General features: G+C 65.4%; 17 protein-coding genes. 7 read left to right on the top strand and 10 right to left on the bottom strand.

All coding sequences use genetic code 11. The features are described from left to right. Together HN018_RS19055 and uraH are read right to left on the bottom strand one after the other, a co-directional pair. Positions 1 to 1,443 (bottom strand): SidA/IucD/PvdA family monooxygenase, encoded by a 1,443-nt coding sequence (locus tag HN018_RS19055; RefSeq protein ID WP_171835854.1) that lies wholly within the window; start codon positions 1,441 to 1,443, stop codon positions 1 to 3. A 72-nt stretch (positions 1,444 to 1,515) separates the two neighbouring features. Then, on the bottom strand, positions 1,516 to 1,866 hold the full coding sequence (gene uraH / locus HN018_RS19050; protein ID WP_171835794.1) for a hydroxyisourate hydrolase: 351 nt from the start codon (positions 1,864 to 1,866) through the stop codon (positions 1,516 to 1,518). A 73-nt stretch (positions 1,867 to 1,939) separates the two neighbouring features. Between uraH and HN018_RS19045 the strand changes: the two genes are divergently transcribed. Beyond that, positions 1,940 to 3,220 carry an allantoate amidohydrolase gene (locus HN018_RS19045; RefSeq protein WP_239478835.1) on the top strand — a complete coding sequence of 427 codons (1,281 nt, stop codon included), beginning with the start codon at positions 1,940 to 1,942 and terminating at the stop codon, positions 3,218 to 3,220. On the opposite strand, the gene HN018_RS19040 is transcribed toward HN018_RS19045, so the two are convergent. Together HN018_RS19040 and HN018_RS19035 are read right to left on the bottom strand one after the other, a co-directional pair. Next, positions 3,207 to 4,214: a zinc-dependent alcohol dehydrogenase family protein gene (locus tag HN018_RS19040; protein WP_171835792.1), complete on the bottom strand. Its 1,008-nt coding sequence runs from the start codon at positions 4,212 to 4,214 to the stop codon at positions 3,207 to 3,209. The two genes, HN018_RS19045 and HN018_RS19040, sit on opposite strands and share 14 nt — an antisense overlap. 38 nt (positions 4,215 to 4,252) lie before the next feature. Beyond that, a complete protein-coding gene (locus HN018_RS19035) occupies positions 4,253 to 5,011 on the bottom strand; it encodes an SDR family NAD(P)-dependent oxidoreductase (protein ID WP_171835791.1) in 759 nt (252 codons plus the stop codon). A 107-nt stretch (positions 5,012 to 5,118) separates the two neighbouring features. On the opposite strand from HN018_RS19035, the gene HN018_RS19030 reads away from it, so the two are divergent. After that, positions 5,119 to 6,018 carry a LysR family transcriptional regulator gene (locus HN018_RS19030; protein WP_171835790.1) on the top strand — a complete coding sequence of 300 codons (900 nt, stop codon included), beginning with the start codon at positions 5,119 to 5,121 and terminating at the stop codon, positions 6,016 to 6,018. Positions 6,019 to 6,026: 8 nt separating this feature from the next. On the opposite strand, the gene HN018_RS19025 is transcribed toward HN018_RS19030, so the two are convergent. From HN018_RS19025 to HN018_RS19000, 6 genes are all read right to left on the bottom strand, one after another. Then, on the bottom strand, positions 6,027 to 6,563 hold the full coding sequence (locus HN018_RS19025; protein WP_171835789.1) for an ankyrin repeat domain-containing protein: 537 nt from the start codon (positions 6,561 to 6,563) through the stop codon (positions 6,027 to 6,029). 95 nt (positions 6,564 to 6,658) lie between these two features. Next, a complete protein-coding gene (gene treY, locus HN018_RS19020) occupies positions 6,659 to 9,415 on the bottom strand; it encodes a malto-oligosyltrehalose synthase (RefSeq protein ID WP_171835788.1) in 2,757 nt (918 codons plus the stop codon). After that, the gene (gene treZ / locus HN018_RS19015) at positions 9,412 to 11,187 is read right to left on the bottom strand and encodes a malto-oligosyltrehalose trehalohydrolase (RefSeq protein ID WP_171835787.1); all 1,776 of its coding nucleotides are present in this window, start codon (positions 11,185 to 11,187) and stop codon (positions 9,412 to 9,414) included. The genes treY and treZ overlap by 4 nt, the downstream gene beginning before the upstream one ends. Further along, a complete protein-coding gene (gene glgX, locus HN018_RS19010) occupies positions 11,184 to 13,322 on the bottom strand; it encodes a glycogen debranching protein GlgX (protein WP_204259579.1) in 2,139 nt (712 codons plus the stop codon). The genes treZ and glgX overlap by 4 nt, the downstream gene beginning before the upstream one ends. Positions 13,323 to 13,369: 47 nt before the next feature. Next, positions 13,370 to 14,416 (bottom strand): MBL fold metallo-hydrolase, encoded by a 1,047-nt coding sequence (locus HN018_RS19005; protein ID WP_239478833.1) that lies wholly within the window; start codon positions 14,414 to 14,416, stop codon positions 13,370 to 13,372. Beyond that, complete coding sequence (locus HN018_RS19000; protein ID WP_171835786.1) at positions 14,403 to 15,728, bottom strand: NAD(P)/FAD-dependent oxidoreductase; 1,326 nt, start codon at positions 15,726 to 15,728, stop codon at positions 14,403 to 14,405. Before HN018_RS19000 ends, HN018_RS19005 begins: the two co-directional genes overlap by 14 nt. Before the next feature lie 218 nt (positions 15,729 to 15,946). Between HN018_RS19000 and HN018_RS18995 the strand changes: the two genes are divergently transcribed. The 5 genes from HN018_RS18995 to gnd all read left to right on the top strand — a co-directional run bounded on the left by HN018_RS18995 (position 15,947) and on the right by gnd (position 26,922). Continuing rightward, on the top strand, positions 15,947 to 17,239 hold the full coding sequence (locus HN018_RS18995) for an efflux RND transporter periplasmic adaptor subunit (protein WP_171835785.1): 1,293 nt from the start codon (positions 15,947 to 15,949) through the stop codon (positions 17,237 to 17,239). A 9-nt stretch (positions 17,240 to 17,248) separates the two neighbouring features. Further along, positions 17,249 to 20,416 carry an efflux RND transporter permease subunit gene (locus HN018_RS18990; RefSeq protein ID WP_171835784.1) on the top strand — a complete coding sequence of 1,056 codons (3,168 nt, stop codon included), beginning with the start codon at positions 17,249 to 17,251 and terminating at the stop codon, positions 20,414 to 20,416. A 318-nt stretch (positions 20,417 to 20,734) separates the two neighbouring features. After that, the gene (tkt, locus tag HN018_RS18985; RefSeq protein WP_408886728.1) at positions 20,735 to 22,780 is read left to right on the top strand and encodes a transketolase; all 2,046 of its coding nucleotides are present in this window, start codon (positions 20,735 to 20,737) and stop codon (positions 22,778 to 22,780) included. Between the two features lie 141 nt (positions 22,781 to 22,921). After that, a complete protein-coding gene (locus tag HN018_RS18980; RefSeq protein ID WP_171835782.1) occupies positions 22,922 to 25,792 on the top strand; it encodes a bifunctional transaldolase/phosoglucose isomerase in 2,871 nt (956 codons plus the stop codon). 98 nt (positions 25,793 to 25,890) lie between these two features. Further along, on the top strand, positions 25,891 to 26,922 hold the full coding sequence (gnd, locus tag HN018_RS18975) for a phosphogluconate dehydrogenase (NAD(+)-dependent, decarboxylating) (RefSeq protein WP_171835781.1): 1,032 nt from the start codon (positions 25,891 to 25,893) through the stop codon (positions 26,920 to 26,922). The last annotated feature ends 48 nt before the right edge of the window (positions 26,923 to 26,970 follow it).

Below are 26,970 nucleotides of genomic sequence, written 5' to 3'. Positions count from 1 at the left end.
TCACGCAGGTGGAGGGTCCAGGCTGGTCAGTTCCGGGACATCGTAGGCGAGCAGGCTATCGAGATGCCGGCCGGCATCGTCGAGGAAAAGGTCCCGCGCCAGCCCGGAAACCAGCCTCGAGATGCCGTAGCGCATGCCGCTGATCGAGGCTCCGGAAAGGCCCATGCTCGGGGTGGCACCGAAGGTAAAATTATGGACATTGCGTAATGCCGGGCTGGCCCCTGGATGCTTCTCCTGGAACTGGAACGCGTCGCCGAGATACGGATGGCTGCCGAGCAGCGCATGGGCTTCGGCGTCGGGCGGGCTGAAACGATCGCGCCACAGGGCAATATCGCCAGCGAAACGAGCAAGCTCCGGACGCAGGGTCAGATCGATCAGGAAGCCGGTGCCGACGATCAGCTGGTCGAACCGCAGTTCGCGTTCGCCCGAACCGACGCCCGTGTCGATGACGATCTCGTCGCCATCCATGCGGGCACCGATCCATGGGCAGCCCATGCGCAGGAAAAAATTCTGGTGCCGGCGGCAGCGCCAGAAGGTGTCCTGCGGGGGCGGCTGGTTGAGGTCGAAAATCCGACGCATGAAACGCCATCGCATCAGATCAGGCAGCTCGGCGAAGTGGCCGAGGAAGCCGGCATTCTCCATCCACCGATACGGATTGATCCGCGGCAGGTCGCGCCGTCGCAGGCACAGGGTGACCGAGGCAGCGCCTGCTTCCAGCGCTGTGGCGGCATTGTCGAACGCCGATGCGCCGGCACCGAGCACGCCGATGCGCCGCCCGCGCAGCCGGTCGAAATCGATGTCCGCCGAGGTGTGCGCATAGCGGTCGGCCGGGACCGCCGTGCGGATGAAGTCCGGAACGTGCCAGGCGCCGCTGCCATCGATGCCGGTCGCCAGCACCACCTTGCGTGCAAGCTGCGTTCGCCGGCCGCCGGGACCGTCCAGGGTGAGGCGCAGAAGGTCGCCGTCAGGGCCGGGATGCGGCTCGATCGCCACGACGCCGGTGTCGTTCTGCACCGGCAGGTCGAGCACCCCCCGATACCAGCCGAGATAGGCCTGCCAGTCCTGGCGGGTGATCTTGCCGAGTGCCGCCCACGCATCGGCACCGTGCGTGGCCTCGAACCAGGAACGCGGCGTCAGGCTGGAGATGCCGAGATCCGGGCCGGTGACATGCTTGGGGGTGCGCAGCGTGAGCATCCGGGCGAAGGTCACCCAGGGGCCTTCCCGCCCATCCGGATTACGGTCGAACACCGCGATGTTGGTGATCTTTTCGCGCATCAGCCCGAAAGCCGTGGCGATGCCGCCCTGGCCGCCGCCGACGATCGCCACGTCGAGCACTCCCGTACGCGGTGGCACCCAGGCATGGGCGGGGTAGTCGATCAGTGCGAGATCGCGCCGCACCCGTTGCTCGAGGGCAACGAGACCCGGGCTCGATGGGAACGTCATCTGGTCGGGCACAACGGTCTCCAGGCAGAGCGTCGAAGGATCACGAAGCCGTAAGCAAATGGTGGGCCGCCGTCAGCTGCCCCGGTAGGTGGAATACCCATAGGGCGACAGGATTAGTGGTACATGGTGGTGTGCCGCCGCATCGCTGACCCGGAAGCGGATGGGGATCTCGTCGTAGAAGCCGGTCGCGTCGCCTCGCCAGCCTGAGACATCGAAGGTGAGCTCGTACACCCCTGAGGTCATGGCGGCGCCTTGCAGCAGCGGTCCGTCGCAGCGGCCGTCCGCACTGGTGACGAACCGGCCGATCGGCTCGCGGGCGCCGGGCGACAACCGTACCAGCGTGACCGCCATGCCGGCACCGGGGCGCCCGGTTGCGGTGTCCAGCACATGGGTGGTGATCCGTCCGGTGGTCGAAGCGCTCATGAGGCCTGGTTCCGGTGTAGAGGTTCGGCACAGGGATAGCATAGAGACCGGCGACGCGGCTTCGGGAGGCAATGTGGGCGGGCAGGATGATGACGGGCAGGCGCAGGCGATCGCCGCGCGGCTGATGCAGCGGCTGGACCTGTTGGCCGACTGCACCGATACGCCGGGCCACGGGCTCAGCCGGCTGTTCCTGTCGCCGGCGCATCGCCGGGCGGTCGATCTGGTCGGCGGGTGGATGCGCGAGGCAGGCCTGTCGGTGCGGATGGATGCGGCCGCGAGCTTGATCGGCGAGCTGGCCGGCCCGACGCCGGGCGTTCCGGTCCTGCTGGTCGGATCGCATCTCGACAGCGTGCGCGATGGCGGCCGCTTCGACGGCAATCTCGGCGTGCTCGGCGGGCTGGCTGCACTGGAACTGCTGCATGCACGAGGCGTGGTGCTGCCGTTCGGGGTGCTGCTGCTGGCGTTCGGGGACGAGGAAGGGGTCAGGTTCCCGGTCACCCTGACCGGATCGCGGGCGCTGGCCGGGACGCTGGACATCGAACGCCAGCTTGCCGCCACGGACGCGGACGGGATCTCGCTGGCCGAGGCGCTTTCGGCGTTCGACGGCGATCCGGATGGGCTCTCGACGGCGCGGATCGCCGGCCCGGTGCTGGGTTTCGTCGAGCTGCACATCGAGCAGGGACCGGTGCTGGAGCAGGCGGGTCTGGCGCTCGGGATCGTGACCGCAATCAACGGGGCCGGCCGCTACCGGCTGCTGGTCGAGGGCGAGGCGGGACACGCCGGCACGGTGCCGATGGCCAGCCGTCGCGATGCCCTGGCGGCAGCGGCCGAGATGCTGGTTGCGATCAGGCGGATTGCCCTTGGCCTGCAGGACGTCACCGCCACGATCGGCCGGATCGAGGTGCAGCCGGGTGCTGTGAACGTCATCCCGGGCCAGGCGATGTTCACGCTCGACCTGCGCGCACCGCTGGACACCGACCGAACAAAGGCGTGGAACGCGATCAGGGCCGACATCGGCGCGATTGCGCAGGCGCATGGCGTCCGGTTGGCGATCGAACCGGTCCATGATGCCCCGGCCGCACCATGCGACACTGCATTGCAGTCCCGGCTCGAGCAGGCCTGTGCCGCGGAGGGCGTGGCGACCCGACGGTTGCCCAGCGGTGCCGGCCATGACGCCATGGCGATGGCGTCACTTTGTCCGATCGCGATGCTGTTCGTGCGCTGCAAGGGCGGGATCAGCCACACTCCCGCCGAGGCGATCCAGGCCGGCGATGCAGCGCTCGGCGTGCGGGTGCTGGCGAGGCTGCTGCAAAGCTGGATCCCGGATCGATCGGCGCAGGTCAGTCGATGGTGATCACCAGCTTGCCGAAATGCCGTCCTCCGGCTGCGAGATGCGCGTAGGCCTCGGCGACGTCGTCCATCGCAAAGCTTTGGTCGATCACCGGGACCAGACGATGCCTGGCGATCGCGGCGGCGGCTGCACGCAGAGCGGCGACCGGACCGGTGTTGTTGCCCTGGATCCGCAGTTCCTTCTCCATGATCGGCAGCACGTCGATGGTGGGCTGTGTACCGGTCAGGAAGCCGATCACGAACACGGTTCCCGCCAGTGCAGCGGCATCGACCGACCGTGGGAATGTCTCGGTGCCGCCGGTCTCGAGCACCAGGTCGGCACCGGATCCACCGGTCAGTCGCAGGGCTTCGGTGTTCCAGTCCGGAATGTCGCGATAGTTGATGGTGAGGTCGGCGCCGAGTCCGCGGGCGCGCTCGAGCTTCTCGTCCGACGACGAGGTGACGATGACCCTCGCGCCATGCGCCTTGGCGAACTGCAGCGCGAAGATCGAGACGCCGCCGGTCCCGAGCAGGAGAGCCGTGGAGTGTGGGCCGAGCTTCGCGGAGCGAACCGCCCGCCAGGCCGTCGTCGCGGCGATCGGCAACGTCGAGGCTTCCGCAAAGCTCAGATGTTCCGGGATGGAAACCAGCGAGGCGGCGGGGACCACCACGTATTCCGCGAGGCTACCTGGGCGAGTCACGCCGCGGCGGGCGCCAAACAGGGATGGGGTCAGCGTTCCGTCCTGCCAGTCGGGCATGAAGTGCGGGACCACACGATCGCCGACCGACCATCCGTCGACACCGGTGCCGAGCTCGGCGATTTCCCCGGCCCCGTCGGCCACCGGGACCATCGGAAATACCGGCCCCGGATAGGCTCCGGTCGCGACGGCGATATCGAGGAAGTTGAGGGAGGCGGCGCGCAATCGGACGAGTACTTCGCCATGGGCCGGGCGCGGGGTGGGGCGCGACGCCGTGCGGAATGCGTCGAGGCGGGGAGCCGTGAGTTCGATGAGCTTCATGATGGAGATCCTTTCGCCGGTTCGGGCCGATATGAAATTCAGTGAGGGGATCGCTGCATGCCGCCATCCACCGCGATCACCGTGCCGGTGATGTAGGAGGCGACCGGAGAGGCCAGGAACGCTGCCAGGACGCCGAGCTCTTCCGGTTCGCCAAAGCGGCCGATCGGGATGTTGGCGTCGATGAAGGCGTCGCGTTCCCGCTGGTCGGGGTGCAGCCGCTCGCGGATCTGTTCGCTCCAGAGACGGCCGGGCGCGATCGTGTTCACGGTGACGCAGTCTTTCGCCACGACGCAGGACAGGCTTTTCGCCCAGATATGCAGCGCGCCTTTCGCGGCCGCCGCGGCATTGAGTCGGCGCTGTTCCATGCTGCCGCTGATGTTGATGATCCGTCCCCAGCGACGCGCCTGCATGGCAGGAAGCAGCCGGTGCGTCAGGCGACGGATCGCGGTGAAGTTCAGCATGGCGGCCTCGTCCCAGACCGTGTCGCCATCCTCGATCGAGACCGGGCTGGAGGCGCCGGCACAGTTGATCAGGATGTCTACCCGGCCCAGTCCCTGGATGGCCTCCGCGGCTATCCGCTCCAGATCGTCCTGCCTGGTGAGGTCGCCCTGGATAAGACGCACCGGCATCGCGCCGCCGGCTTCAAGCTTGGTCGCCAGGCTGCGCAACGGGTCTATGCGGCGTGCGGTGATCGCCAGATGCACGCCTTCACGCGCCAGACACCCGGCTATCGCTGCGCCCAGTCCGGCACTGGCTCCGGTCACCAGGGCGGTCTTGTCGGATAGATCGAGTTGCATGCTGGCATGTCCTGTCGATGCGCTTCGGTCCTCTCCAGATTGGACGTCGGGGCGACGATGAGAACATAGTTGTTCTTCTCACCAGACTGATGAAGGCATCCTCATCCATGGCGCTTCCAGCCTCTTCAGCGCTCGAAACGTTCCTGGCGGTCGCCCGGCACGGCAGCTTCCGCAAGGCGGCAGCGGAGCGGAACGTCAGCCCGTCCGCGCTGAGCCATGTCATTCGCGGGCTGGAGGAGACCATCGATGTCAGGCTGTTCAACCGGACCAGCCGCAGCATCCGCCTGACCGAGGCCGGCGAGCATCTGCTCAGGCGCATCGGTCCGGCGGTGGGCGACATTGCCGACGCGATCAGCGAGGCACGGGCGGTTCGCGGCCGGCCGGCCGGGCTGTTGCGGCTGAACGTGCCGAGGACGGCCGCCGAGCTGGTGGTGAGGCCGGTGATGGCCAGGTTCCTGGCAGCCTACCCGGACGTCAGGCTGGAGGTGGTGAGCGACGACGGGCTGGTCGATATCGTGGCCGCCGGGTTCGATGCCGGCATCCGTCCGAGCGCCCGCCTGGCTCAGGACATGATCGCGGTGCCGGTCGGGCCGCAGCGGCGTTTCGCGGTCGTCGGAGCGCCGGCCTACTTCGCCCGACATGAGAAACCCCGGGCGCCCCAGGACCTGCATGCACACGCCTGCATCGAGCGCCGCTACCCCAGCGGGACGCACTATTCCTGGGAATTTGCCCGGGACGGCGAGGTGATCGAGGTCGAGGTGACGGGTAGGCTCATCGTCGATGACACCGTGCTCATGATGACGGCGGCCCTGGAAGGGGTCGGCCTGGCCCACGTCTATGAGCGGATCGCAGCCGAGCAGATCGCGAACGGCAGCCTGACGCGGGTTCTGGAGGATTGGTGTCCGGTCCTGCCGTACTTTTACCTGTACTACCCCGGACGGCGGCAGGTCCCGGCGCCATTGCGCGCGTTCATCGACATGATCCGGGTCGGTCCGGGCTCAGCCTGAAGCGGGTTTCAGCGCCGGGTGGACATTCTCTGTGCAAGGGTGACGCTGCCCTGGCGCTCGGCCAGGATGATGGCGGTGGTGCCTTCGCCGTCATGGATGGTCGGGTCGGCGCCCTGTCCCAGCAGGAAGTTCACCATCGCCTCGCGGCCGAACATCACCGCGAACATCAGCGGCGTGCGGCCGACATGATTCGGTGCATCGATCGCAGCACCCGCCTCGAGCAGCAGGCGCGCGATGGGGATGTCGCCCTTGAAGGCGACGCCGGACAGAGCGGTGTTGCCCTTGCCGTCGCGCAGTTTCGGATCGCCACCGCGAGCGAGCAGCAACTCGGTGGCCGCCGCATGACCGTTATAGGATGCCAGGATCAGCGGCGTGTAGCCCTTCCCGTCGATCCGGTTGGGGTCTGCGCCGGCATCGAGAAACTGCGCCAGGAGGTCGTCCTGTCCTTCGCGCGCCGCGTTGAAGTAGAGCGCCTCGATCTGTTCGTGCGTGAAGCCGAGCGGCGGCGCGGGAACAGGGTGGGTGTCGGTCTGCGGATCGGGCATCGGGTGATCCTCCGGTTCTGGCCCCGGAGGCTAGCCTGCCCGCTCGCCGATGTCATCCGCATGGCATGCGGACACGTGGCGAACGGGCGGGGAGATCAGCTCGACCGCAGCACCACTGCCGGCAGCACGTCGAACAACTCGCCCAGCTTCACCGCCTGGCCACCTTCGACGACGCGGCCGCTCAACCAGTCGGTCCAACGCCCGTCCGGCAGCATGGCCACGGTATCGCCCCAGTCAGGATCGGTCTCGCGCAGCCCCGGGTAGCGGGCGACGAGCACCACCAGCCGCTGGTCGTCGGCGCCGCGCATATAGCCGAGCGCCTGGTCCGACTTGCCGCCTTCGATCGACACCGGCTCATAGCTCCCGGTCGCGAACAGGGAGGTCTGCTCCCGGCGCAGGTCGAGAAGCAGCGCGGTCACGGCCAGCTTGATCCGGCCGTCATGCCAGTCCTGCAGCAACTCGCCGAGCAGGCTGCCACGGCCTTCGACATGCTCCAGCCTGGGCTCGAGGTCCGCCAGCGCCACCTGCCGCACGGTGTAGTCGACCGGCCGACGATTATCCGGGTCGACCAGGCTCAGGTCCCACATCTCGCAGCCCTGGTAGATGTCGGGCATGCCAGGGAGGGTCAGCTTCATCACCGTCTGGATCAGGCTGTTCTGTACGCCGAGGCGGGCGACCCGCTGTGCGAACGGCAGGAAGCTCGCGAGGAAGCCGCCACGGTTGGTGTCGAGCGCATCGCGGGCGAAGGCCTGCATCGCGTCCTCGTAGGCGGTATCCGGGGCGGTCCAGGTCGAGTGCAGCTTGGCCTCGCGCATCGACTTCTCGAGCGCACCCTTGAGACGCTCGGCATAGACCTGCAACGCCGCCTCGTCGGTTTGCTCGAGAAGTTCCACCGGCCAGGAGCCGACCAGAAGCTGGTAGAGCAGGTACTCATCGTTGCGATCGGGTGGGGCGTTCCCGCCGATATCGCCCCGGCGGGCACGCAGCAGCCGGCTCCAGATGGTGACCTGGCGGCTCCACTCCTCGGGCAGGTCGGAGAGCACGGCCAGCCTGGCGCGGGTATCCTCGCCACGCTTGGTGTCGTGGGTCGAGGTGCCGAGCATCGCGTGCGGCCAGTTCTTCGCGCGCTGGGCATTGGCCTTGTGGAACGCGTTGGCGCTGATGCCGAAGCGTTCCGGTTCGCCGCCCACTTCGTTCAGCGCGACATGCCGGTTGTAGCGATAGAAGGTGGTGTCCTCGAGTCCCTTGGCCATGACCGGGCCGGAATACTGCTGCAGCTTCATTGCGAACCGCAGCACGGCGGTACGGCTGAAACCGCTTTTCGGCGCGGCCACCACCTGGCCCGACAACGCGCCATGCAGGAAGTCGAACACCGACGGGTCGATGTTGGAATCGCCGCGTCGCGCCTGCGCCATCGCCCAGTCGAGATCGCGTCGGTCGGCATCCTCCTGGGCGCCGTCCATGTCGATATAGGTGCGATAGACCGGGAAGCTGGCGACGATCTGCTTGATCGCGCGCTGCAGGATGTTGCGGGTGAAATCCGCGGTCATCGGGTTCTGGCGGGCGACACGTCCGGCATCGCGGCCGAGCACGTTCAGCTCGCTCGCCATCTCGTTTTCCATGATGCGGATCTTGCACTCGCGCACGATTTCGGCGAACGGCGTGACCAGCCCGGTGAACGACTTGTAGGTCTCGGTGAAGCTTTCCTCGGCAGCCGGGTTGATCATCGCGCCGAGCACGAGGTTGGTGAAATCGTAGCCGGTGGTACCTTCGACCGGCCAATCCTCGCGAAGCTGCTCGTGTGCCGCCAGGATCTTCTCGATCACCAGATAGAAGGGGCGCGTGGAGGCGGCCCGCAGATCGTCGAAATACCGCTTCGGATCGAGCAGCCCGTCGACATGGTCGAGCCGGATGCCGTCGAGCGTGCCGTCCTCGACCCAGGGGATGATCCGCGCATGCGCATGGCGGAACACCGCCGGTAGTTCCATGCGCAAGCCGGCGAGATCATTGATGTTGAAGAACCGGCGGTAGTTGATGTCGTCGCCGGCGACGCCGTAGTACGCGACGCGCCAGAACTGCTCTTGGATCAGCGCGTCGAGCGCCTTCCAATCCCCGTTGAACGAAGCGATCTGGGCGTCGAGTGCCGCACGGGCCTCGGCATCGTCGTTCAGCAGCGCCGCAAGCTCGGCCTTCAGCGCACGCGCGCGCTCAGCCACCTGCGGCCGCCACATCGGCAGGTCGGAGAACAGATCGCTGAGCCGGTCGAGGCCCGCATTCTCATGCGCCAGAATGCGATCGTAGAATAGCGGGCAGATCGGCAGCTTGTGGGTATCGTAGGCCCAGACCGCAAGAGTGCCCTCGTCCTCGTCGTATTTGAGCGCGAGGTTGCCGGCCTTGAGTTCGACGCCGTACTGGTCGCCGAGAAACGGCACCAGCAGCTTGTTCAGCAGGTAGCGGCGATCCGGATCCCAGTCGATGTCGAACCAGCCTGCGTGTTCCGACTCCGGACCCCATTCCAGCACATCGAGCCAGAGCGGATTGTCCGAACCGCCGACACCCATGTGGTTGGGCACGAAATCCAGGATCTGCCCGAGCCCGGCCTGGCGCAATGCCGCCACCATGGCGGAGAAATCCTCCTCGGTGCCGAGTTCCGGGTTCAGCGCCTGGTGATCGGTGATGTCGTAGCCATGCGTGCTGCCCGGCCGCGCCTTCAGGTAAGGCGAGGCGTAGACGTGGCTGACGCCCAGGCGACCCAGATACGGCGCGATCGCGGTGGCGTCCTTGAAGCCGAAGCCCGCATGGAACTGCAGGCGATAGGTGGCCCTGGGCATTACGGAAGCAGGCGTGGTCATGCGGTCTCCAGGGTCCAGCGGACCGACCAGGGTCCGAGGGCGGGGATGGTGTCGCCTTCGCTCCAGAGGACGAGGCCGGCAGCGGCCGGAAAATCGACGCGCTGGGCCGACAGGTTCGCGGCAAGCACCAGCGTGTCCGCACCGGCCTGCCAGCGGACCTGGACCGCCTCGTCGCCGAAGCGTGTTGCGGTGCCGCCTCCGGTGATGCGCGGAAGCAGCGGCACGATATGCTGACGGCGCGCCGCGATCAGGTTCCGGTAATGCGCCAGATGGTTGCGGTCGATATGCGACCAGTCGAGCTTGGCGGAGGCGAACGTGGTGTCCGCCAGCGGATCGGGGATTTGGTCGCGCTGCTTGGGGTCCTGGAATTCCGGGAACCGGGCGAATTCCTCGCGGCGGCCCTTGCGCACTGCGTCGGCCAGGTCGCCCTCGAAGTCGCAGAAGAACGGGAACGGCTCGGTGGCGCCCCATTCCTCGCCCATGAACATCATCGGCGTCTGCGGCAGCAACAGATAGGTCGCCGCCAGCGCCCGCATCGCCTCGGGCTTGGCGATGGTGCCAAGCCGGTTGCCGAAAGCGCGGTTGCCGATCTGGTCGTGGTTCTGGATGAAGGCGACGAACGCGCCCGGCGGCAGCGACGCACTGGGTGCACCACGGGCACTGCCGCGATAAGGCATCATCTGCCCCTGGTATCCGAACCCTTCCGCAAGGGCCTTGCCGAGCAGGTCGGTATTGCCTTCGTAGTCGGCATAGTAGCCGGTGCGCTCATGCGTGGCCGCGGTGTGCAGCACGTGGTGGACATCGTCGTTCCACTGCGCCGTGTAGTGCACAGGGTCGCGGCCGCGCCGCTGCAGCCGGACCGGGTCGTTATCCTCGTTCTCGAGCAGAAGGTGCAGCGGACGATCTTCCGAGGCGCGGACGCGCTCGGCGAGCTCATCGAGAAGATGCCTGTCGCCATCATCGATGATTGCATGCACCGCATCGAACCGAAGCCCGTCGAGGTGGAACTCCTCGATCCAGTACAGCGCATTCCGGATGATGAACTCGCGTACGGGCTTGGCATGCTGGCCGTCGAAATTGACCGCGGCGCCCCAGGGGGTCTTGTGCCGGTCGGTAAAGAACTGCGGCGCGTAGACAGGCAGATAGTTTCCGTCAGGTCCGAAATGGTTATAGACCACGTCGAGAAGAACGGCGATACCGCGCTGGTGTGCGGCCTCGACCAGCGCCTTGAAATCTTCCGGCCGGCCATAGCTTGAATCCGGTGCATACGGCAGGACGCCGTCATAGCCCCAGTTGCGGCCACCCGGAAAGTCGGCGACCGGCATGATCTCGATGGCGGTAATCCCGAGCCCGGCCAGATGGTCGAGTTTCCCGGCAGCGGCTGCGAAGGTGCCCTCGGGCGTGAAGGCGCCGACATGCAACTCGTAGAGGACGACACGATCCCAGGGCAGGCCGCCCCAGGTCTCGGTCCAGTCATAGGCGTTCGGATCGATGACCTCGCTCGGCCCGTGCACATCCTGCGGCTGGAAGCGTGAGGCCGGGTCGGGCACCTTCATGCCGTCCGGCAACTGGTAGCGGTAGAGGGTGCCTGGGCCGGCATCCTCCACCAGCAGCTCGAAGAAATCTCCGGGTTGCCGCTGCATCGCGAGAACGCGTTCGCCTTTTTCCAGGAACAGCGACACATGGTCGCAGCCGGGTGCCCATAGCCGGAAGCGGACACCGTCCGCTTCGATCTGGGCGCCCTGCGAGAGATGCTGGGCCGAGTGCGTCATGAATGATGGTCCGGCTCGAGCTCGAACATCAGGAAGGAGTGGCCGGTCACGCCGTAGGTGTGACCCGACGGGAAGATCTGGTTCTCGCGCTCCTCCTCCTCTTCGGAGATGTTGGTGTCGATCAGCAGCTTCCACTGTTCGTCGATGGTCGGCGGCAGCTTGAACTCGACCAGGTCGCTCCAGGCGTTGAACACCATCAGCAGCGTCGCGTCGGAACCACGGCGACGTATGCCGGTCGGCTGCGCACGGCCATCCAGCATCAGGCCGAAGCACTGGGTTCCATCCCAACCATCCGGTCCGATCTCGCCGCCGCCGGCATCGACCCAGGTCAGCTCCTTGATGTCGAGTTCCTCGTTGTAAGCCTCGGTCAGGAAGCGGCCGCGGCGCAGGATCGGGAAACGACGGCGAAGCGCGGTCAGCCGGGATACGAAGCGGATCAGGCTCTGGCCCTTCTCCTCGATGTTCCAGTTCACCCAGCTTATGTCGCTATCCTGGCAGTAGGCGTTGTTGTTGCCGTTCTGGGTGCGGCCGAACTCGTCGCCGGCGAGCAGCATCGGCGTACCCTGGCTAAGCAGCAGGGTCGACAGCATGTTGCGGATCTGCCGGGCGCGTATGCGCTGGATGTCCGGATCGTCGCTCGGCCCCTCGACCCCGTAGTTCGACGAGCGGTTGTCGGACGAGCCGTCCTTGTTGTCCTCGCCGTTGGCGTCGTTGTGTTTTTCCTCGTAGGTGACGCAATCGTTGAGCGTGAAGCCGTCATGGGCAGTGATGAAATTGACGCAGGCCCAGGGCTTGCGACCCTGATGATCGAACTCGCCGGGGCTGCCCAGCAGGCGGGGCAGCAGGGCGGTCGCCGGCACCGAGCCCTTCCAGTATTCCCTGGTGATGTCACGGAACTTATCGTTCCACTCGGCCCATCCGGGCGGAAATTCACCAACCTGGTAGCCCCCCGGACCGCAATCCCAAGGCTCTGCGATCAGCTTCACGCTGCCGAGGGTCGGATCCTGGCCGCAGGCCTTCAGGAAGCCGGACTGGTTGTCGAAGCCGTTGGGCTCGCGGGCCAGGATGGTGCCGAGGTCGAACCGGAAGCCGTCGACATGCATCTCGTTGGCCCAGTAGCGCAGACTATCAGTGACCATCTGGATGACGCGCGGATGCGACAGGTTGACGGTGTTGCCGGTTCCCGTGTCGTTGACGTAGTAGCGCGGCTGCCCGGCCGTCAGACGGTAGTACGATGCGTTGTCGATGCCCTTGAACGACAGGGTCGGACCGCGCTCGTTGCCCTCGGCGGTGTGGTTGTACACCACGTCCAGAATGACCTCGAGCCCGGCCGCATGGATGCCGGCGACCATCTCCTTGAATTCGCGCAGGCACTCGAAGCGGTCATGGGCATAGCGAGGGTCGGGTGCGAAGAAGCCGATCGTGTTGTAGCCCCAGTAGTTGGTGAGGCCCTTCTCGAGAAGCTGGCTGTCGTTGACGAAACTATGGACCGGAAGCAACTCGACCGAGGTCACGCCAATAGAGCGGATGTAGTCGAGAACTTCCTTGGTGTGCAGGCCGGCATAGGTGCCGCGCAGCGCTTCCGGAACAGCCGGATGCAGCTTGGTGTAGCCGCGCACATGGGTCTCGTAGAGGACGGTCTTGTCCCAGGCGATCGGGTTGCGCGCCGCCTGCCCGTGCCAGTCGAAATTGGGGTCGGTCACGACGCATTTCGGCACGAACGGCGCACTATCGCGCTCGTCGAAGCTCAGGTCGTCGTCCGGATGGCCGAGCGTATAGCCGAACACCGCCGGATCCCACTTCAGTTCGCCGACATGGGCACGGGCATAGGGATCGAGTAGCAGCTTGTTCGGGTTGAAGCGGTGACCGGCTTCCGGCTCGTAAGGTCCATGGACACGATAGCCATACACCTGCCCCGGACCGATGTTCGGCAGATAGCCGTGAAAAATCTGGTCGGTATACTCGGGCAACGTGATGCGCTCGAGCTCGGTATGCCCGTCCTGGCTGAACAGACAAACCTCGACCTTGGTGGCGTTGGCGGAAAACAGTGCGAAATTTACCCCCTTGCCGTCCCACATGGCACCTCGCGGGTAGGGAAGACCTTCACGGAGGTTGTTCTTGATGAAACCGGACACGCTGTTTCCTTCGGGCGGAAGATCGGATGACTTGCCGCCAGAGAACCCTATTCGCGCCGCCCGGTTCCGCCTGTGCCCGATGATGATCCGGGTGCGATGAGGCACGTGTCTCCGGCACCGAGGGTGGTGAAGGCATCGGCGGCCAGCCCGATTCTTGCAAGTTCGGCGGCCAGACGCATGGGCGGCTCGTCGATCGCCTCGTCGGTCAGCTGGAAGGTGCCGAAATGCATGCCGACCGAGCGATGTGCCCCCAGCGAACGATGGGCGCCGACCGCCTCCTCCGGGTTCATGTGCACCGCTGCCATCAGCGTGCGCGGGTCGTAGGCCCCGATCGGCAGCAGGGCCAGGTCCGGTGTGCCGAGCCGGTCACCGATCGTGCTCCAGTGGGGCCCGTCGCCTGAATCGCCCGCGAACAGGACCCGGGCGCCCGGCTGCTCGATCATGAAACCGGACCAGAGCGCCATGCGCGCGTCGAACGGGGTGCGGGCCGAGAAATGCCGCGCCGGGGTCGCGGTGATGGTGGTGTCGCCGATCCTGTGCGACTGCCACCAGTCCAGTTCGGTGATCGGGGCAGCGCCGGTTTCGAGCAGCAGGCGCCGGTTGCCCAGCGGCGTGACGAAGGCGGGCCGGTCGCGCGCGACGATGGCGCGCAGGCTGGGCAGGTCGAGATGGTCGTAATGGTTGTGCGAGACCAGGACCAGGTCGATCGGCGGCAGCTCGTCGAGACGCCTGCCCGGGGCCCGGGCCCGTTTCGGTCCGGCCCAGGAGACCGGCGAACACCGCTCGCTGAAGATCGGGTCGGTCAGGATGGTCAGTCCGCCCATGCGCAGCAGAAAGCTCGCATGGCCGATGAAGGTCAGGCCGATCATCCCGTCGGGCGGCGAATCCAGCGGATTGCCCATCGGGGGCGGGTCGATCACCCGGTCCGGCCATGGCGATCGCGTGCCGCCCAGCCGCCACCGCAGGATCGGCAGCAGGCTACGGGCTGATTGGGGCGGGGACGCGTCGGCGGGATTGGCGGGGTTGTGGAAGCGGGTCCCGTCGCAATGGTCGGAAACCGGGAAGGGCAGGCTGCTCAGCTTACCGTTGGTCATCGGGCATATGCGACGGCGTCCGGGTGATGACGCGTGCTCCCCGTCCGTACGTCAGCCAAGCCCAGATCCAGTTCACGTAAACCACGGTGCGATTGCGGGCGCTGACCAGCAACAGCAGGTGGATGATGCTCCAGACGACCCAGGCTGGAAACCCGGTCAGGTGGAACCGGCCGAACTTGCCGACGGCGGAGGAGCCGCCGATCATCGCGAGCTCGCCCCAGTTCCTGTAGCGGAACGGGGCCACGCGATGCCCGCCGCCGAGCCGGGCGGCGACCAGCTTGCCGACATACTTGCCCTGCTGCTTCGCCACGGAGCCCAGTCCGGGCAATGGCTTGCCGTCGGCACCGGCCAGCGAGGCGGCATCGCCGATGATGAAGATGTCGGGATGCCCGGGAAGGCTGCAATCGGGCTCGACCCGGACCAGTCCGTTCCGTTCAGGCTGAACGCCGAGCCAGGAGGCGACCGGCGTTGCCTTGGTGCCGGCGGCCCAGAACACGCATTCGGCGTCGATCCGCTGCCCGCCGGCCACGACCCCGCGCGCATCGATATCCTCGACGCCGGCATTGAGCCTGAGCTCGATACCGAGCGTCTCGAGACGCCTGGCCGCATAGTCGGAAAGCCGCTTCGGAAAGCTTGCCAGCACCCGGTCCCCGGCATCGCACAGCACGATTCGGACCCGGGACGGGTGGATGCGACGGAAGTCCCGGTCCAGCGTGTTGTGGCTGAGTTCGGCGATCGCGCCGGCCATCTCGACCCCGGTCGGTCCGGCGCCCACGACCACGAAGGTCATGAGCCGGGTGGTCTCGACCGGATCCTCGCTCAGCTCGGCCCTCTCGAACACGTCGAGCAGCCGGTTGCGCAGGGACAATGCGTCCGCCACGGTCTTGAGCGCCGGAGCCCGTACCGCCCATCGGTCATGGCCGAACCACGAATAGACCGAGCCGGTCGCGAGAATGAGGGTGTCGTAGGGGACCGCTGTGGCGCCATCGATTTCCACGCGTTTTCCGGCACGATCGATGCCGGTCACCTCGGCCATCAGGACCATGATCTCGGGGCGTGATCGGAACACGGAGCGGATTGGCAAGGCGATGTCGTTGGAACTCAAGGCGGCGGTCGCGACCTGATACAGGAGTGGCTGGAACAGGTTGTGGTTGGTCCGGTCGATGACCGTGATGTGGATTTTTGCGGCCTTGAGAGCCCGGGCCGCCGAAAATCCACCGAAACCCGCGCCGATGACGACGATCCGGTGCGTGCCGGATGGCAGCGTGGATGCCTGGGGCGACAAGCCGCCTTGGTTGGAAATATCGGTCATCCGGCAGGCAATCCGTGAGCTTCTGGCGTCCGGAAAGCCCTACCGTCACCATGGAACAGCTTTGGCCAACGTCGTGACGACTGTCTGGTTGCGCACTGCGGAATAAAGTCTATATGCGAGTGACCAAACGGTCAGCGCCATCGTTGCGGCCTGTAATACGTCATGCCCGGATGCAAGCCCCGGCCATCTCTTGTCGCGTGCCATTGAGGAAATACTGGATGCAGCGCACTCCGGCGCCGGTTCTCGCGCTTGCCGCTCTCTCCCTAGCGACGGCAGTGACTATCACCGGGTCTGCGCTCGCAGCTGGGCCACCGGCTCCGCCCCCACCCCCGCCGGTCGGCGTCTCGCAGGTCAGGATGGCTCCGGTCACCAGTTCTTCACAGTATATCGGCCGCATCCAGGCGATCGACCGTGTCGCTCTGGTGCCGCGGGTGACCGCCTATCTCGAGAAGCGGCTGTTCGACGAGGGGTCCGAGGTCAAGAAGGGCGACCTACTCTATGTGCTCGAGCAGGGGCCGTTTCAGGCAGAGGTGCTGGCGCAGCAAGGCACGCTGGCCCAGGCGCAGGCGACCGTCCTGAACGCGCGCGTCAATTTCGGGCGGCAGAAGGCGCTGCTGAGCACTCCTGCAGGCCAGAAGCAGGCCTATGACAATGCAGCGGCGACGGCGCAGACCGGTGCCGGCAGTGTACTCACCGCGCAGGGCAACCTGCAGAGCGCGCAGATCCAGCTTGCCTATACCGAGATTCGTGCGCCGGTGGATGGTCGTATCACCGAGACCTCGGTCAACCAGGGCAACGTGGTCAGCCCCAGCAGCGGCACGCTGGCGACGATCGTGACCCAGGACCCGATGTACGTCGAATTTCCGGCAGCAAGCCGCGACGTGCTGACCCTTCAGAAGAAGTACGGCTCGATCGGCGGTCTGTCCAAGGCGACGATCAAGATCCAGCTGAGCGACGGCACGACCTACGATCAGAACGCCAGCCTCGACTACGTGGCACCCACCGTGTCGAACCAGACCGATACCATCACGCTGAGGGCGACGGTCGCCAATCCCAAGCGCGGCGAAACCGGCGCCGGCGTCAGCACCCGTCAACTGGTCGATGGCGAGTTCGTCACCGTGACGGTGCAGGATCCGAACCCGGTCGAGCAGATGATCATCCCGCGCGCCTCGGTGCTGTCCGACCAGCAGGGAGACTACGTGTTCACCCTGGATGCGCAGCATAAGGTCGTGCGTACGAACCTGAAGCTCGGTCAATCCACCGGAGCCGATACGGTCGTGCTGTCGGGCCTGAAGCAGGGCCAGGACATCGTCGTGGACGGCATCCAGAAGATCCATGATGGCGAGCAGGTTGTTCCCGAGGCGCCGCAGGCGGTCGTACCCGATCCGGGCCAGGAAGCACCGGCGGCCCATGCGCAGTCCAACCAGGCCGGCGCAGCTCAGGCAACGAAGAACCAGGCGGCCGCCACTCAGGGTAGCCCTTCGCCCGGCGCCACGCCCGGCCAGCGCTAAGGACCGCTCATGATTTCCGGCGTCTTTATCGACCGGCCCCGGCTGGCGATCGTCATTGCGATCATCATCACGCTGGCTGGTATCGTCGGGCTGGCGCGTATTCCGGTGTCGCAGTTCCCGGATATCGTCCCGCCGCAGGTGCAGGTCGCGGCGACCTTCCCGGGTGCGTCCGCCGCGGTCGTCGAAGCATCGGTCGCCCAGCCGATCGAGGCCCAGGTCGTCGGCGTCGACAAGATGATCTACATGCGATCGGTCAGCGGCAATGACGGTTCGTACAACCTGACCGTCAGCTTCCTGCTGGGCACCAATCCCGACGTCAATACGACCAACGTCCTGAACCGCGTGACGACCGCCGAGGCCCAGTTGCCGGCGATCGTCAACACCGAGGGCCTGACTGTCCAGAAGCGTTCGTCGGCGATCCTGCAGTTCATCAATTTCTATAGCCCGAGCCGCAAGTTCGACCCGCTGTTCATCGCCAACTACCTGACGATCAACGTGATTGACGAAATCGCCCGCACCACCGGCGTTGGCCAGGCATCCCTGCTGTCGCGCCAGAAATACTCGATGCGTATCTGGTTCGACGCGAACCGCCTGACCAACCTCGGCCTGTCGCCTTCGGATATTACCGCAGCGGTTTCGGCACAGAACACGGTCGCTGCGGTCGGACGGATCGGCGCGCGCCCGACCGGGCCGAACCAGCAATACCAGCTCAACGTGCAGACCCAGGGCCGGCTCGTCACCCCCGAACAGTTCGGGCAGATCGTCATTCGCGCCAATCCCGATGGATCCACTCTCAGGCTACGCGATGTGGCCAGGATCGAGCTCGGTGCGCAGACGCTGGACTCGGAAACCCGTTTCGATGGCCAGCCTTCGGTCGCGATCGCCATCTATCTCGCACCAGGCGCCAACGCGCTGGACAGTGCGGACGCGATCAAGAAGCTGGTCAGCCGGCTGAGCCAGCGTTTCCCCGCAGGCCTCAAATACAACGTCACGTACGACAGCACCGACTTCGTGCACGACACGATCCATGAAGTTATCAAGACGATTGGCGAGGCTTTTTTGCTCGTCGTCCTCGTGGTGTTCCTGTTCCTGGGTAGTGTCCGTGCCACCATCATTCCGACGGCGGCGGTGCCGGTCAGCCTGATCGGCGCCTTCGCCGGCATGACCGCGATCGGGTTCTCGGCAAATACCGTCTCGCTGCTGGCCATGGTGCTGGCGATCGGCATCGTGGTCGACGATGCAATCGTGGTGGTCGAGAACGTCGAGCGGGTCATGGAGGAGGAGCCTGATCTGTCCCCGCCTGACGCCGCCAAGAAGGCGATGACGCAGATCACCGGGCCGATCATCGCGATCACCATGGTGCTGTTGTCGGTGTTCGTGCCGATCGCGTTCATCCCGGGGCTGTCAGGCGTGCTGTTCAAGCAGTTCGCCGTGACGATCTGCATCGCGATGCTGATTTCCGCGCTGAACGCCCTGACCTTGTCGCCGGCGTTGTGCGGTGTGTTCCTGCGGCATTCCGGCCCGAGGCGCGGTATCATGGCCAAGGTGATGGGTGCGATCGACCGCACCCGGAACGGCTATTCCCGGGTCGTCAAACGGCTGCTCGGGTTTGCGTTCGGTGGCGTCATCGTCGTCGTGACGTGCGCGGTGATCATCGGCTTCATGCAGAAGACAATGCCGATCGGCTTCCTGCCAGAGGAAGACCAGGGCGGCTTCTTCATCAACGTCCAGCTTCCCGACGGCGCGTCGGTAGCCCGCACCAGCGGAGTGATCAGCCGGGTCGAGAAATTGGCCGCGGCGCTGCCGGGGGCGGCACACACCTTCGGCGTGATCGGGTATTCGATCATCGACACCGTCCAGGAATCCAACACCGGGTTCGTGTTCGTGCGGTTGAAGGCGTTCGCGGATCGGACCAAGGCGACCGAGAGTGCGAACGCGTTGATCGCCCGGGTAGCCGGCGAGGTCCAGGGCATTCGGCAGGCCTCGGTGTTCCCGTTCAACCTGCCGCCGATCATCGGCCTGTCCCCGGGCGGCGGGTTCGAATACGAGCTCGAGGCTCTGGAAGGTCAGGATCCGAGCGCTCTCGGAGCCCAGGTGCAGGGGCTCCTCGCCGCGGCGAACAAGAGTCCCGACGAAGCGCGTGTCTTCACGACCTATACGTCGACCACGCCGTCCCTCTATCTCGATATCGACCGGGTCAAGGCGCAGGCGCTCGGCGTCAACATCAGCGATATCTTCACGACGCTGCAGACGGCACTGGGTGGCACCTACGTCAACGACTTCAACCTGTTCGGGCGTGTCTGGCAGGTCAATGTCGAGGGCGAATCTTATAATCGCCAGACCATCGACGATCTGTGGCGGCTCTATATCCGCAACTCCAGCGGCGGCACCGTGCCCTTGCGTGCGCTGGCCAGCCTGAAGACCATCACCGGCCCGCAGGCAATCACCCGGTACAACAACTATCGGGCGGTGACGATCCAGGGCAGTCCGGCCGCGGGCGTGTCATCCGCCACGTCGCTCGACACCATGGCCCGGATCTCCGCCAGGACCCTCAAAACCGGTTATGGCTACGAGTGGACCAGCACGGCGTACCAGCAGGTCCAGGCCAGCGGGAAGACCGGCATCATCCTGGCGATGGCGATCCTGTTCGCCTACCTGTTCCTTGTCGGCCTTTATGAAAGCTGGATTATCCCGATCCCGGTGCTGATGTCCGTCAGCGTTGCCGTGCTGGGGGCTTTCATCGGTATCAAGATCGCCGGCTTGGCGCTTGACCTGTATGCCCAGATCGGGCTCGTCGTGCTGATCGCCTTGTCTGCGAAAAACGGCATCCTGATCGTCGAATTCGCCAAGGAGCGGCGCGAGGCAGGCGAAAGCATCCGGGAGGCCGCGATCCAGGGCGCCCACATGCGGTTCCGCGCGGTCATGATGACCTCGTTCGCCTTCATCCTGGGCCTTTTGCCGCTGGTGACCGCGACGGGTGCCGCCCAGATCAGTCGTCGCGATGTCGGGACACCGGTGTTCGCCGGAATGCTTGCCGCAAGCTGCGTCGGAATCTTCATCATTCCGATGCTTTACGTAACCTTCCAAACGATGCGGGAGTGGTTCCACCGGAAGCTCGGCATTGCCTCCCAGGTCGGAACGGCGGGACCCAAGGATCATCATCACGCAGCGGAATGATGGTCGGGTTGCTCCCGATCGAGGTTTCGTGATCAGCTGAACCGTGGCGAGACGGAGGCAACTGGCGTTCCCTGTGAGGGCCGAGAGATGGCCAGCGACCCCCCAAATGGAGGGGCCGGCTACTTTGACATCAGGCGGCGGCTTGCAGAGTGCAGTGCAGCATAGCTAGAACGGGGCGACCGGCGGCGACGGCGGGCAACGCCCACAAGACGACGAAGGACCGTATACATGCGTTCAGGCCAGTTTGACTTTCTGCGTGCGCCCGATGGATCGGCCGCTGGGCCTTCCATCTCGATGGACCAGCTTTGCATCAACACGATGCGAACCCTGTCCATGGATGCGGTGCAGAAGGCCAATTCGGGTCATCCCGGCACGCCGATGTCGCTCTCACCGGCCGCCTACGTGCTGTGGAACGAAATCCTCCGCTACAATCCGGTCGACCCGAACTGGCCGAACCGCGACCGCTTCGTGCTGTCTGTCGGCCATGCCTCGATGTTGCTCTACTCGCTGATTTTCCTGGCTGGCGTGAAGTCGGTCAACGAGGGCGAGGATCGCAATGCGCCGTCGCTCACCCTCGAGGACCTCAAGCAGTTCCGTCAGCTCAGCAGCAAGACCCCGGGTCATCCGGAATACCGCTTCACGTCGGGCGTCGAGACCACCACCGGTCCGCTCGGCCAGGGTTGCGGCAACTCCGTCGGCATGGCGATGGCGCAGCGCTGGCTGGCTACCCGCTACAACAAGCCGGGCTTCCCGATCTTCGATTACCATGTCTGGACCTTCAGCGGCGACGGCGACCAGATGGAGGGCATCTCCAGCGAAGCCGCCTCGATCGCCGGCCATCTGCAGCTGTCGAACCTGACCTGGCTCTATGACAGCAACCAGATCAGCATCGAGGGCTCGACCGAGCTTGCCTTCACCGAGAACACGCACAAGCGGTTCGAAGGCTACGGCTGGAACGTTGTCGAAGTGCACGATGCACAGGACATCGACCTGCTGAAGCGTGCCTACGAGATGGCACGGGCCCAGGATGGCGCGCCCAACGGCAAGCCGACCCTGATCGTCGTGCACAGCAAGATCGCCTATGGCGCCCCCAAGAAGCAGGGCACGGCGGCTGCACATGGCGAGCCGCTGGGCGACGAGGAGATTGCCGGGACCAAGAAGTTCTACGGCTGGCCTGAGGACAAGAAGTTCTTTGTCCCCGATGGCGTCATGGAGCATTTCCAGGCCGGTATCGGCGAGCGCGGCAAGGGCCTGAATGCCGGCTGGCTGTCGATGATCGCCAACTACAAGGCCGAGTATCCCGAGCTCGCTGCCGAGCTCGAGCAGATGAACCAGCACGAGTTGCCTGCCGGCTGGGACCAGGAAATGCCGGTGTTCGAGACCAACGCCAAGGGCGTGGCCTCGCGTGAAAGCTCCGCCAAGATCCTGAACGCCATCGCGCCGCATGTGCCATGGCTGATCGGTGGATCGGCCGACCTGTCGCCGTCCACCAAGACCAACCTGACCTTCCAGGGCGCCGGCAGCTTCCAGCCCGACAATTACGGCGGCCGCAACTTGCATTTCGGTGTGCGCGAGCATGCCATGGGCTCGATCTCGAACGGCATCGCGCTGTCCGGCATCCGTCCCTACTGCTCGGGCTTCCTGATCTTCTCCGACTACATGAAGGCACCGATCCGGCTCTCCGCGATCATGGAGCTGCCGGTCGTCTACATCTTCACCCATGACAGCATCGGCGTTGGAGAGGATGGACCGACCCATCAGCCGATCGAGCAGCTGGCCCAGCTTCGCGCCACGCCCGGCATCATGACCATCCGTCCCGGCGACGCGAACGAGGTCGCCGAGGCATGGCGGGTGATCCTGCCGCTGAAGGAGAAGCCGGCTGCATTGATCCTCAGCCGCCAGGCGTTGCCGACGCTCGACCGCACGAAGTATGCGCCGGCCTCCGGGCTGGCCAAGGGCGCCTATGTGGTTGGCGACTGCGAGGGTACGCCCGACGTGATCCTGATGGGTACCGGCAGCGAGCTGGCCCTGGTGGTTGGCGTCTATGAGACGCTGATCGCAGAAGGGATCAAGGCAAGAGTGGTCTCGATGCCCTCGTTCGACCTCTTCGAGGAGCAGTCCGACGAATACAAGGAGAGCGTGCTGCCGTTGGCGGTGAAGGGTCGCGTCGCCGTCGAGCAGGCGGCGGCCTTCGGGTGGGATCGCTATACCGGCCTGACCGGCGCGATCATCGCGATGCACACGTTCGGCGCATCGGCACCGCTCAGCGACCTGCTGACCAAGTTCGGCTTCACGCCGGAGAAGGTGCTCGAGGCAGCGCGCAACCAGGCAAAAGGCGGCAAGGCGATCGGCGGCAAGATCTAACCGCCTCGACTGATCTCGACCGGTCGACAGGCTGGGCGGACACAAGATTTGAGGTTCCGGGGGCCGGTCCGGAACAGGTCCGCTGACGATCCAAACCTGAGGGGCATGATTTCGATCATGCCCTCGTAGGAGCCAAGGCCCATGAACGTCGTCCAGAAACCACCCGGCGCACAGGATGCCGGCAATCCGCTGCAGGCGCTCGAGAAGTTCCACCAGTCGCCATGGCTCGACTTCATCCAGCGCTCGTTCATCGAGAATGGCAGCCTTGCCAAGCTGGTCGGCGACGACCGGCTCAAGGGGGTCACCTCGAACCCCGCGATCTTCGAGAAGGCCATGGGTCATGGCACCGACTATGACGACCAGTTCAAGAAGATCGTCGCGGCAGGCAATACCGATGCCTCCGAGATCTACGAGACGCTGGCGATCGACGACATCCGCGCCGCCGCAGACGTGCTGAAGCCTGTCTGGGACGAGACGAAAGGGCTGGACGGTTACGTCAGCCTCGAGGTTTCCCCCTATCTCGGCCTGCGCACCGAGCCGACCATCATCGAGGCCCGTCGCCTCTGGAAAGCGGTCGGCAAGCCGAACCTGATGGTCAAGATCCCGGGCACCGACGCGGGCGTGCCGGCGATCCGCCAGGTCATTTCCGAGGGTATCAACATCAACGTAACGTTGCTGTTCTCGATCGATGCCTACAAGAAGGTTCTGGAGGCCTACATCTCCGGCCTCGAGGAGCGCCACAAGAATGGCGGTGACATCACCCACATCGCTTCGGTCGCCAGCTTCTTCGTCAGCCGGATCGACGGGCTGATCGACAAGGCGATCGACACGCGCCTGGCTGCCAACGACAAGGACAGCGAGATCCTCAAGACCCTGCGCGGCAAGGTGGCGATCGCCAATGCCAAGCTGGCCTACCAGCATTACGTCGAGGTCAGCGCCGGCCCGCGCTGGCAGGCTCTCAAGGCCATCGGTGCAAACCCGCAGCGCCTGCTCTGGGCCTCGACCGGCACCAAGGACAAGGCCTACAGCGACGTGCTGTATGTCGAGGAGCTGATCGGCGCCGACACCGTGAACACCATGCCGCCGGCAACCATGGATGCGTTCCGCGACCATGGCACCGCGCGCAACTCGATCACCGAAGACGTAGAGGGCGCAAAGCACGTGCTTGCCGAAGCCGAGCGGCTCGGCCTCGACCTGACCGGTGTCACCAACAAGCTGGTCAAGGACGGCGTCGACTCGTTCGCGGACTCCTTCGACGCATTGCTCGGCGCGGTTGCCGCCAAAAAGGCCGAGATGGCCGGAGACACCGTTGCCGCCAGCGTCTTCAAGCTGCCCAAGGATCTCGATGACGCCGTCAAGGCGAGCCTCGAGGACTGGCGGAAGTCCGGCAAGGTTCGCGCCCTGTGGGAGCGCGAGGCATCGGTCTGGACCGGCACCGACGAGGCGAGCTGGCTCAGGTGGCTCGACATCGTCGGCGACCGGATCGAAGGCCTCGATGCGCTGACGGCGTTCCAGGCCGAAGTGAAGGAGAAGGCGTTTAGCCACGTGCTGCTGCTCGGCATGGGTGGTTCGAGCCTTGGGCCGGAAGTCCTGGCGGAGACATTCGGACAGCGTGCCGGCTTCCCGGAACTGCATGTGCTGGACAGCACCGACCCGCAGCAGGTCGCGAGCTTCGAGGCCAAGGTCGACCTGGCCAAGACATTAGTGATCGTCAGCTCCAAGTCGGGCGGTACCCTCGAGCCGAACATCCTGAAGGCCTACTTCTTCGACAAGATGCAGAAGGCCGTCGGCGACAAGGCCGGCAGCCACTTCGTTGCCATCACCGATCCTGGTTCGCACATGGAAGATGTCGCGACCAAGGACGGCTTCTGGAAGATCTTCCACGGCGAGAAAGCGATCGGCGGCCGGTATTCGGTGCTGTCGAACTTCGGCATCGTACCCGCGGCGGCGATCGGCCTCGATCTGGCCGAGTTCCTGTCGAACGCAGACCGCATGGTGAAGGCCTGCTCCGCCGGGACGCCGCCGGGCCAGAACCCCGGCGTGTTGCTGGGAGCCCTGCTCGGGGTCGGCGCCAAGCTCGGCCACGACAAGGTCACCATCGTCGCGTCACCGGGAATTGCCGACCTCGGCGCGTGGCTCGAGCAGCTCCTTGCCGAGTCCACCGGCAAGGACGGCAAGGGCATCATCCCGATCGAGGGCGAGACGCTCGGTGCGCCGTCGGTCTATGGCAGCGACCGGGTGTTTGCCTATCTGCGCCTAACCGATAGTCCCGATGCGACGCAGGACGCGGCGATCAAGGCGCTGGAGGCTGCCGGCCAGCCGGTCGTCACCATCTCGCTGGCATCGAAAATGCAGATTGCGCAGGAGTTCTTCCGCTGGGAGTTCGCCACCGCGGTGGCAGGGTCGATCCTCGGGATCAACGCGTTCAACCAGCCCGACGTCGAGGCCAGCAAGATCGAGACGCGCAAGCTGACCGATGCGTACGCCAGCAGCGGCAAGCTGCCGGCCGAGGCACCGTTCGGCACCGACGGCGATTTCAGCTTCTTCGCCGACGAGACCAACGCTGCCGCCCTCAAGGGTGGATCGTTGGAAGCGGTCGTGAAGGCGCACTTCGCACGGGCCAAGGCTGGCGACTATGCGGCGCTGCTCGCGTATATCGAGCGCGACTCTACGACGATCGCCTGGATCCAGAAGGCACGCCTGGCGATTCGCGACGCGAAGCACGTTGCCACGGCAGCAGAGTTCGGACCGCGGTTCCTGCACTCGACCGGTCAGGCCTACAAGGGCGGGCCGAACAGCGGCGTGTTCCTGCAGATCACTGCCGACGACAAGGCCGATCTTGCAGTGCCCGGCGAGACCTACAGCTTCAGCGTGGTCAAGGCAGCCCAGGCTCGCGGCGACTTCGACGTGCTGGCGGAGCGCGGACGTCGTGCGCTGCGCGTGCACATCAAGGGCAACCTGTCTGCCGGTCTGGAGCGGCTTGGCAGCGCGATCGCCAGCGCTGTCGCCTGACGATCATGGTGTCGCGACTGACACGTCGCGGCACCTTGTTTCATTGAGACCCACGCCGTGCGGCTTAGCGCCATACGGTTTCTGACGAGGTAATTGAAATGCAGATCGGCATCATCGGACTTGGCAAGATGGGCGGGAACATCTCGGTCCGTCTCTCGCGACATGGACATGAGGTCGTTCTGTTCGATCGGGACCAGGCGGTCGTCTCCGCCGTGCATGGCCGCTCCGAGAAGAGCCTGGAGGCCACCGGCCTGCAGGACCTCGTGTCCAAGCTCAACGCGCCTCGCATCGTCTGGGTGATGCTGCCGGCCGGCAAGATCACCGAGGACACCGTCGACACCTTGTCCGGCCTGCTCGAGTCTGGCGACATCATCATCGATGGCGGCAACAGCTACTACAAGGACGACATCCGCCGCGCCCGGACGCTGCGCGAGAAGAACATCCACTATGTCGATGTCGGCACATCGGGCGGCGTGCATGGCCTGGATCGTGGCTACTGCATGATGATCGGCGGCGCGAAGGAGGCGGTCGACCATATCGACCCGATCCTGTCGGTGCTGGCGCCGGGCATCGGCGATGTCGAGCGTACCGCCGGTCGCGAGGGCGGTCATCTCGATCCGCGCGCCGAGCAGGGCTACCTGCATTGCGGTCCGGCCGGCTCCGGGCATTTCGTCAAGATGGTCCATAACGGCATCGAATACGGCATGATGCAGGCCTTCTCGGAAGGCTTCGACGTTCTGCGCAACAAGAACTCGGGCGACCTTCCCGAGCATGAGCGCTTCGACCTGAACATGCCCGATATCGCCGAAGTCTGGCGGCGCGGCAGCGTCGTGTCGTCCTGGCTGCTCGATCTGTGCGCCAATGCGCTGACCAAGAACGAGACGCTCTCGGACTATACCGGACAGGTGGCCGATTCCGGCGAAGGTCGATGGACCATCGAGGCGGCGATCGAGGAAGCGGTGCCGGTCCCGGTGCTGAGTCAGGCGCTGTTCACACGGTTCCGCAGCCGTTCGGGCAACAATTTCGGCGAGAAGCTGCTGTCGGCAATGCGCTTCCAGTTCGGCGGCCATATCGAGCAGCACCTGACCGAGAAGAAGCACGGCAGCGAGGTGTCGGAAAAGAAGGAATAGGCATGTCGCCTCCCGTCGATCTGCATCCCGGCCTGCAAGGCAAATACT

It is taken from the genome of Lichenicola cladoniae, from assembly GCF_013201075.1.
Lineage (GTDB): Bacteria > Pseudomonadota > Alphaproteobacteria > Acetobacterales > Acetobacteraceae > Lichenicola > Lichenicola cladoniae.
This window is presented reverse-complemented; position numbering and strand designations above follow the sequence as displayed.